The organism is Variovorax sp. GW458-11-26-14-LB1, from assembly GCF_059423965.1.
This window is the reverse complement of sequence record NZ_JBWKYW010000036.1, coordinates 60,146-69,753: the sequence shown is the minus strand read 5'-3', so window position 1 is coordinate 69,753 and position 9,608 is coordinate 60,146. Positions and strand designations below refer to the sequence as shown.

Annotated in this window: 2 protein-coding genes; both read left to right on the top strand. The window is 72.5% G+C overall.

Features of this window, described 5'->3' with window-relative positions:
* Positions 1 to 2,215: amino acid adenylation domain-containing protein (locus AC07YS_RS21880; RefSeq protein ID WP_495275730.1), on the top strand; the 2,215-nt coding region annotated here is incomplete at its 5' end.
* On the top strand, positions 2,216 to 9,601 hold the full coding sequence (locus AC07YS_RS21875; RefSeq protein WP_495269077.1) for an amino acid adenylation domain-containing protein: 7,386 nt from the start codon (positions 2,216 to 2,218) through the stop codon (positions 9,599 to 9,601).
* The last annotated feature ends 7 nt before the right edge of the window (positions 9,602 to 9,608 follow it).

Here is a 9,608-nt window from a genome sequence, read left to right as displayed (position 1 = left end):
CCCGCCCGGGGGTGGGCTGGGCGGGCAGGGCCTGTTCGACACGCTGGTGGTGTTCGAGAACTACCCGGTCGATGCGGCCTTGCGTGGCGATGCTGCGGCCGGCCTGAGCTTCGGCGCGGTGCACACGAAGGAAGAAACCTCGTACCCGCTGACGCTGATGGTGCATGACGATGCGGCGCTGCACATCGACCTCGTGCATGCGCTCGACGTGTGCGACGAGGCGCAGGCCGCCGCGCTCGTGGGCCAGTTGCGCGCGGCGCTGCTGGCGTTGGCCGGCGATGCGGCGCAGGCCGTGGGCCAGCTGACGTTGGCCGATGCGGCCGAGCGCAAGCGGTTGTCGTCATGGTCGCGCGGCGCATTCACGCCGCAAAAGGTCGTGCCCGTCCACCACCTCATCGAACAGCAGGCGAAGGCGAACCCCGACGCGCTGGCACTCGTCACGGCCGACCATCGCCTCACCTACGCCGCACTCAACCGCCTCGCCAACCGCTGGGCGCATCGCCTGATCGCGCAGGGCGTGCGGCCCGACATGCCGGTTGCAATCGCCGTCGATCGCTCGGCCGAAACCGTCGTCGGCCTGCTCGCCGTGCTCAAGGCCGGCGGCGCCTATGTGCCGCTCGACCCGGCGTTCCCGCCCGAGCGGCTGGCCTACATGGTCGAGGACAGCGGCGCTTCGCTGCTGCTCACGCGCCGCGCGCTGATGCCGCGCCTGCCCGACGCAGCGAGCGTGCAGCGGCTGGCCTTCGACCTCGACGCGGCCGACGACGGCATGGCCGCCTGGCCCGACCACGACCCGGCGGTGCCGGTGCATGGCGAGCAACTGGCCTATGTGCTCTACACCTCGGGCTCCACCGGCCGCCCCAAGGGCGTGGCGATGCGCCACGACGCGGTGGCGCGCCTCATCGCGTGGCAGCTGCAACGCCTGCCGGGCGCGAGCCGCACGCTGCTGTTCGCCTCGCCGTGCTTCGACGTGGCGTTCCAGGAAATGGTCAGCGGGCTGGCCGGCGGCGGTTGCCTCGTGCAGACCACCGACGCGCAGCGGCTCGACCTCGATGCGCTCGAGGCGTTGGTGCACGGAGAAGGCGTCGAACGCATGTTCCTCACCTTCTCGGTGCTGCAGCATTTCGCCGAACAGTCGCTGGCCTCGGGCCGACGGCTGCCGGCGCTGCGGCAGATCCTCACGGCGGGCGAGCAGCTCAAGCGCACGCCCGCGCTGGCCGAGTGGCTGGCGCGCGAATCGCAGTGCACGCTCATCAACCAGTACGGGCCGACCGAGACGCATGTGGTGAGCGAGTTCGTGCTCGATGGTGCGGGCCCTGACGACCTGCCGCCCATCGGCACGCCCGCATCGAGTGCGCGACTGCATGTGCTCGACGCGCAACTGAACCCCGTGCCCGTCGGCGTGGCCGGCGAGCTGTGCGTGGGCGCCGAGGTGCTGGCGCGCGGCTACCTGCGCCGCGCCAGCCTGACGGCACAGCGCTTCGTCGCCGACCCGTTCGACGGGCACGGCGGGCGGCTCTACCGCACCGGTGATCTCGTGCGCTGGCGTGGCGACGGCCAGCTCGAGTACCTCGGCCGGCTCGACCACCAGGTGAAGGTGAGGGGCTTTCGCATCGAACTCGGCGAGGTCGAGGCGCAGCTGCTCGCGCAGCCCGGCGTGCGACAGGCCCTGGTGCTGGCGCAGGAAGGACCGGGCGGTGCGCGGCTGGTGGCCTATGCGGCCGGCGCCGAAGGCCAGCCGCTGCGCCCCGCGGCGTTGCGTGCGGGGCTGGCGGCGGCGCTGCCCGACTACATGGTGCCGAGCGTCATCGTCGCGATGCCGCAGGGGTTGCCGCTGAACGCCAACGGCAAGGTCGACCGGCATGCGCTGCCACCGCCCGAAGCCGCGGAAGCGCGTGCCCACGTGCCGCCGCAGGGCGCCACCGAAACCGCGCTGGCGGGTCTGTGGGCGCAGGTGCTGGGGCTGTCGCGCGTGGGGCGCGGCGACAACTTCTTCGAGCTCGGCGGGCATTCGCTCGCGGTGCTCAAGCTGCGGCAGCAGGTCAAGGCACAGATGGGCATCGACCTGCCGCTGCAGCGTTACTTCGAGCTGCCCGACCTGGCGGCGTGCGCGCAGGCGCTCGACGCGCAAGGGCCGGCGCAGGCGCAGCAGGCCGCGCAGGCCGAGAGCGATCTCGATCGCATGGATGCATTGTTGGAAAGTCTGGGGGGTTGAGTGAGCAGTAGCAGTAGCAGCGAACGCGGCAGGGCCATCGCCCAACGGCTGGCAGGTTTGCCACCGGCGCGGCAGAAGGAATTCATCGCCGCGTTGCGTGCGCAGGGCATCGATTTCGGCCGCCTGCCGATCGTGCCCGACCCGGCCGCCGTGCCCGGTGCGCCGCGGCCCGCCTCGTACGCGCAGGCGCGTCAGTGGTTCCTCTGGCAGATGGACCCCGAAAGCACCGCGCAGCACATCACGGCCGCGCTCACGCTGCACGGCGCGCTCGACCATGCGGCGCTGCGCGCGAGCCTGCAGGCGCTGGTGGCGCGGCATCCGTCGCTGCGCACGCGCTTCGGCGTGAGCGACGACGGCGTGCCGCAGCAGACCGTGTCGCCCGAGGCGGTGCTCGACCTGCGCGAAGCCGATCTGCGCGCCCACCCCGCGCAGGTGCGCGACGAGGCCGCGCGCCTCGTGCGCACGCCCTTCGACCTGGCGAACGGCCCGCTGCTGCGCGTGGGCCTGCTGCGCACCGGCGAGACCGCGCACCTGCTGGTGCTGGTGATGCACCACATCGTGTCCGACGGCTGGTCGATGCAGCTGCTGGTCGACGACTTCGGCGCGCTGTACCAGGCGCACCGTCAAGGGAACGACGCCGCCGTGCTCGCCGCGCCGGCGTTGCAATACGCCGACTACGCCGCCTGGCAGCGCAACTGGCTCGAAGCGGGCGAGGGCGAACGCCAGCTCGCCTACTGGACCGAGCGGCTCGGCGGCGAGCAGTCGCTGCTGCAACTGCCTGCTGACCGCGCGCGTCCGCCGCAGGGGCCGTACCTGGCCGCGCGCCATCGGCTCGAGTTGCCGGGCGAACTGGCACAGGCACTGCGCCGCCGCGCGAGCGCCGAGGGCGCGACGCTCTTCATGGTGCTGCTGGCCGGTTTCCAGGCGCTGCTGCACCGCTACACGGGCCAGGGGGACATCCGGCTCGGCGTGCCCGTGGCCAACCGCGACCGGCCCGAGACGGCCGGCATCCTCGGCCTGTTCGTCAACACGCAGGTGCTGCGCGCCGAGCTGGCCGGCCACACCACGCTGGCCCAGGCGTTGGCACAGGCGCGCGAGGCGGCGCTGGGCGCACAGGCGCACCAGGACCTGCCGTTCGAGCAGCTGGTCGAGGCGCTGCAGCCCGAGCGCAGCCTGAGCCACCCGCCACTGTTCCAGGTGATCTTCAACTACCGGCAGCAGGACCTGGGCGCGCTCGACCGGCTTGAAGGCCTGCGCATCGAACCCTGCGAACTCGATGAACAGGCGGCGCCTTTCGAACTCGCGCTCGACACGCTGGAGCAGGCCGACGGCACGCTCGGCCTGAGCTTCACCTACGCCCGCGCGATCTTCGAGACCGCCACCATCGAGCGCATGGCCGCGCACTACGTCGCGGTGCTGCGCCAGCTGGCCGACGACCCGTCGCGCACGCTGCGCGAGGTGGCGCTGCTCGGTCCGCAGGAGCATGCCCAGCTGCGCGAATGGGGCGAGGGCCGGGACACCGACTGGGACGAGGTGCCCGTGCACCGCCTCGTCGAGCGCCAGGCCGCGTTGCGGCCCGAAGCCACGGCGCTGATCGTCGATGGCGTGCCGATGTGCTTCCGCGATTTCGATCGGCGTGCCAACCGGCTCGCGCACGCCCTCATCGCGCAGGGCGTGCAGCCCGAGGACCGCATCGGCCTCGCGGTGGAGCGTTCGCCCGAGATGGTGGTGGCGCTGCTCGGCGTGCTGAAAGCGGGCGCGGCCTATGTGCCGCTCGACCCGGACTACCCGCCCGACCGACTCGACTTCATGGCGGCCGACAGCGGCGTGCGGCTGCTGCTCACGCAGGCGCGCGTGCGCGAGCGGCTGGGCGCGTCGATGCAGGCGCTGCCCGCGCTGCTGCTCGACGGCGGCGTGCTCGACAGCGGCCCCGAGGGTGCACCCGATGTCGCGGTGCATCCCGAGCACCTGGCCTATGTGATCTACACCTCGGGCTCCACCGGCCAGCCCAAGGGCGTGGCCGTGGCGCATGGCCCGTTGAGCATGCACATCCAGACCATCGGTCGCGCCTACGGCATGACGCCCGAAGACCGCGAGCTGCAGTTCGCATCGATCAACTTCGACGGTGCGCACGAGCGCATCTGGACGCCGCTGGCCTTCGGCGCCACGCTGATGCCGCGCAGCCAGGAGCTGTGGACCGTGCACCGCAGCCGCGAAGAGATGCGCCGCCACGGCATCACCGTCGCATGCTTCACGCCCGGTTACCTGCAGCAGATGGCCGACGAACTCGGCGAGGACGGGCGCGTGCCCACGCTGCGCTCGTACACCGTGGGCGGCGAGGCCATGGGCCGCGTGGCCTGTGAGCGCGTGATGCAGACCCTGCAGCCGCCACGCCTCATCAATGGCTACGGCCCGACCGAGACGGTGATCACGCCAACCATCGCCAAGGCCTATGCCGGCACCACCTTCGACGCGGCCTATCTGCCCATCGGCGCGCCCGTGGGCGACCGCCGCGCCGTGGTGCTCGACACCGACATGAACCTGGTGCCGCCCGGCATGGCCGGCGAGCTGTACCTCGGCGGTTCGGGGCTGGCGCGCGGCTACCTGAACCGCGCCGGCCTGAGCGCCGAGCGCTTCGTGGCCGACCCCTTCGATGCGAACGGCGGGCGCCTGTACCGCACGGGCGACCTCGTGCGCTGGCGCGCTGACGGACAGCTCGAATACCTGGGACGGCTCGATCACCAGGTGAAGGTGCGCGGTTTCCGCATCGAGCTCGGCGAGGTCGAGGCGCGGCTGCGCGCGCAGCCCGGCGTGCGCGAGGCCGTGGTGGTCGCGCGCGAGCGTGCAGGCGGGGCGCTGTTGCTGGCCTACGTGTCGAGCCTCGACGCGCAACGCCCGGTCGAGGCCTTCACGCTGCGCGACGGGCTGGCGCAGGTGCTGCCCGAGTACATGGTGCCGTCGGCGATCACGGTGCTCGCGGCGCTGCCGCTGAACGCCAACGGCAAGGTCGACCGCGCCGCGCTGCCCGAGCCCGTGTTCGTTGCTACAGCCGACAGTTGGGAAGCGCCGCAGGGCGCGGCCGAGGAGGCGATGGCCGCCGTGTGGGCCGAGGTGCTGGGCGCGCCGCGCGTGGGCCGCAACGACAACTTCTTCGAACTCGGCGGCCACTCGCTGCTGGCCATGCAGCTGCTCGAGCGGCTGCGCCGGCAGGGCTTCGGTGCGCAGGTGCGCACGCTGTTCCAGAACCCGCGCTTCGCCGACTTCGCGCGCGCCACGCTGGAGGCCGGCGCCTCGCCGCGCCCGGTGCCGGTGGTGCCTGACAACGCGATTCCCGAAGGCTGCACGCGGCTCACGCCGCAGATGCTGCCGCTGGTGACACTCGACGACGCGCAGCTGCGCCGCATCGAGGCCGCCGTGCCCGGCGGCGCGGCCAACATCCAGGACATCTACCCGCTCGCGCCGCTGCAGGAAGGCCTGCTGTTCCATCACCTGATGCAGGCCGAGGGCGACGTCTACGTGCAGTCGCTGCAGATGCGCTTCGACAGCCAGGCGCGGCTGAACGCGTTCATGGACTGCCTGAACCGCGTCATCGTGCGCCACGACATGCTGCGCACCGCGGTGCTGTGGGAAGGGCTCGCGGAGCCGGTGCAGGTGGTGCACCGCCATGCGCCGGCCGAGATCGAATGGCTGGCTATCGATGCTGCTGCGGGCGATGTCGCCGCGCAGCTCGAAGCCCACGTGCGCCCCGGCCACTACCGCCTCGACGTGCGCCGCGCGCCGATGCTGCGCGCCATTGCCGCGCACGACGCGGCGGGCGGCGGCTGGCTGTTGCAGTTGCCAAGCCACCACCTGGCGCTCGACCATGTGTCGCGCGACCTGCTGGTCGAGGAGATCACGCTGCTGCTGCAGGGCCGCGCGGATGCGCTGCCCGCGCCCGTGCCGTTCCGCAGTTTTGTCGCGCAGGCACGGCTCGGCGCCGACGTGGCCGAGCAGGAGACTTTCTTTCGCCGCATGCTCGGCGACGTGCGCGAACCGACCGCGCCCTTCGACCTGTTCGATGCGCGCGGCGACGGCACGGCGGTGGAAGAAGCGCACCTCGAACTCGACGCGGCGCTGGCGCAGACCGTGCGCACGCAGGCACAGCGCAGCGGCGTGAGCGCGGCCACGCTGTTCCACCTGGCGTGGGCGCTGGTGCTGGCCAAGACCACGGGCAAGGACGACGTGGTGTTCGGCACCGTGCTGTTTGGCCGGCTCGCAGGCGGCGAGGGCGCAGGGCGCGCGCTCGGCATGATGATCAACACGCTGCCGCTGCGCGTGACGCTGGGCCGCAGCCATGCGCTGGCCTGCGTGCGCCAGACGCACGCCGCGCTGGCCGGCCTGCTGCACCACGAGCACGCGAGCCTGTCGCTCGCGCAGCGTTGCAGCGCGGTGCCCAAGGGCACGCCGCTGTTCTCGACGCTGCTGAACTACCGCTACGTGGCGCAGGCGCCCGAGGCGGGTGCCGGTGCCGGCGGCTGGGAAGGCATCGAGACGCTCGGCGCGCAGGAGCGTTCGAACTACGCCTTCGCGCTGTCGGTGAACGAACGCGCCGACGGCTTCGCGCTGACCGCGCAGGTCGATGCGGCGGTGGGCGCCGCGCGTGTGTGCCAGTACATGCACGATGCGGTGCGCCGCGTGGCCGACGACCTCGCTCAGGCGGCCACGCACCCGGTCGTCGCCTTCGACCTGCACACCGCCGACGAGGCGCAGCGCCTGCAGGCCTGGGGCGTGAACGCGCCCGCCTACCAAGACACCGCACCGGTGCATGTGCTGGTGGCACGCCAGGCCGCGCTGCGGCCCGAGGCCACGGCCCTGATCTTCGGCGACCACACGCTGAGCTACGCCGCGCTGGAGGCGCGCGCCAACCGGCTGGCGCACCACCTCGTGCGCGCGGGTGTGCGGCCCGAGGTGCGCGTGGGCCTTGCGGTGCGGCGCTCGGCCGACATGGTCGTGGCGCTGCTCGCGATCCTGAAAGCGGGCGGCGCCTACGTGCCGCTCGACCCGGCCTACCCGCCGCAGCGGCTGGCCTACATGGTGGAAGACAGCGGTGTTGCGCTGCTGCTGGCCGACGATGCCGTCGTGCTCGACCGCATCGGCTTGCCCGAGGTGAAGGCACTGACGCTCGACAGGCTCGACCTGTCGAACGGCCCGTCGCACGATCCCGGCGTGGCGGTGCACCGCGACCACCTGGCCTACGTGATCTACACCTCAGGCTCGACCGGAAAGCCCAAGGGCGTGGCCGTGGCGCATGGCCCGCTGGCCATGCACGTGCAGTCCATCGGCGAGGCCTACGGCATGACGCCGGACGACCGTGAGCTGCAGTTCGCGTCGATCAACTTCGACGGCGCGCACGAGCGCACCTGGGTGCCGCTGGCCTTCGGCGCGGCGTTGATGCCGCGCGACGAAGAGGTCTGGCCGGTGGAGCGCACCTGCGCCGAAATTGCCCGCCACGGCATCACCATCGCCTGCTTCACGCCCGGTTACCTGCACCAGATGGCCGAGTTGATGGGCGAGGCCGCGAGCCGGCTGCCGATCCGTTCCTACACCGTGGGCGGCGAGGCGATGCCGCGCACCAGCTTCGCGCTGGTGCAGTCGGTGCTGAAGCCACCGCGCATCGTCAACGGCTACGGGCCGACCGAGACGGTGATCACGCCGATGATCGCCAAGGCCGCGCCGGGCGAGGGCTTCGACGCGGCCTACATGCCCATCGGCCGCCTCGTGGGCGACCGCACGGCCTATGTGCTCGACGGCGCCATGAACCAGGTGCCGCCCGGCGTGGCCGGCGAGCTGTACCTCGGCGGCGACGGCCTGGCGCGCGGCTACCTGCAGCGCGCGGGCCTGAGCGCCGAACGCTTCGTGGCCGACCCCTTCGGCGCGCCGGGCGGCCGGCTCTATCGCACGGGCGACCTCGTGCGCTGGGAGGCCGATGGGCAGATGGCCTACCTGGGGCGCATCGACCACCAGGTGAAGATCCGCGGCTTTCGCATCGAACTCGGCGAGATCGAGGCGCAGCTGCTGGCGCTGCCGCAGGTGCGCGAGGCGGTGGTGGTCGCCAGCCAGGGCGCGGGCGGCGCGCGCCTGGTGGCGTATGTGTCGCCGCTGGCGGGCGAGCGCATCGAGCCTGCGCGGCTGCGCGCCGGCCTCGCGGCGCTGCTGCCCGAGCACATGGTGCCGGCGGCCATCGTCGTGCTCGACACGCTGCCGCTCAACATGAGCGGCAAGGTCGATCGCCATGCGCTGCCGGCGCCGGTGTTCGCCGGCGGCGACGGCTACGACGCGCCGCGCGGCAGCGCCGAGCAGGCGCTCGCGCGCATCTGGTCCGAGGTGCTGGGCGTGGCACGCGTGGGCCGCGACGACAACTTCTTCGAACTCGGCGGCGATTCGCTGTTGAGCCTGAAGGTGATGGCGCAGGCACGCCGCCTGGGCCTGCCGGCGCTCGATCTGAAGCTGCACGACTTCCTGCGCGCGCCGACCATCGCGGGGCTGCTGGGCGGGCGTGCCGATGCGTCGTCGCTGGTCGCGCTGAATGCCGTGGTGCCCGGTGCGGCGCCGCTGTTCTGCCTGCACGCCGCGCTGGGCACGGTGTACGACTACGCGCCGCTGGCGCGCCGCCTGCAGGGCGTGCGCACCGTGTACGGCCTGCCGTGCCGCATGCTCGCTGACCCCGCGCACCGCGACGTGTCGCTGGCGCGCATGGCCGACGACTACGCCCGCATGGTCCGTGCCGTGCAGCCGCAGGGGCCGTACCACCTGCTGGGCTGGTCGCTCGGCGGTGCGCTCGCGGCGGCCGTGGCCGCGCGGCTCGAGGCCGAAGGGCAGGCCGTGGCCTTTCTCGGTCTGGTCGATCCCTATGTGCCCGAGCCCGACGCGCCCCTGCAGACGGTGGACGACGACGGCCGCCGCGACTTCGCCGATTTCATCGCCTCGGCCTGGCCGGCGGCGCGCCTGGACGGACTGCTGGACATCGACGACTTCGTCAGCGATGAAGCCACTGTGGCCGCGCTGCTCACCCAGGCGCGTGCGAAAGCGCAGGCCCGTGGCGATGCGCTGGAGATGCCGGCGCACGCGAACCTGCCCGACGACGAGCTGGCCCGCATCTTCCTCGTGAGCCAGCAGCTGAAGGCGATCGAGACCGAGGCGCTCGTGCCGCTGCGATGTCGCGCCGAGTGCTGGTGGGTCGCGCGGCGCCCGGCGGCGGACCGCGCCGCGCTCGCGCTGCAGCTGGGGCGGCCGGACCTCGCGAGCGCTGCGGCGCTCGACGAGGACCACCATGCGATCCTGCGCAGCCCGGTGTTGCTGGCGCAACTGGGCGAGCGACTGAGCGAGGCCGAAGCCTTCGCGGCCTGAGGCCCGG